The organism is Vibrio sp. HENC-03, from assembly GCF_000305755.2.
GTDB classification, from domain to species: domain Bacteria; phylum Pseudomonadota; class Gammaproteobacteria; order Enterobacterales; family Vibrionaceae; genus Vibrio; species Vibrio owensii.
In genome coordinates, this window is record NZ_JH976054.1 from 1 (window position 1) to 253 (window position 253).

The window sequence follows — 253 nt, forward strand, 5'->3', positions numbered from 1 at the left end:
GGGCGGCTCTGCTGACCTAGCGCCTTCTAACCTAACCATGTGGTCTGGTTCTAAGTCTCTAGAAGCAAACGACTTCTCTGGTAACTACATCCACTACGGTGTACGTGAATTCGGTATGACTGCGATCATGAACGGTATCGCACTCCACGGTGGTTTCGTTCCTTACGGCGCAACATTCCTAATGTTCATGGAATACGCACGTAACGCTATGCGTATGGCTGCTCTGATGAAAGTTCAGAACATCCAAGTTTAC

At 48.6% G+C, this 253-nt stretch carries 1 pseudogene; it reads left to right on the forward strand.

Features of this window, described 5'->3' with window-relative positions:
• Window positions 1-253: pseudogene (locus tag VCHENC03_RS23175) on the forward strand (transketolase); the annotation flags it as partial.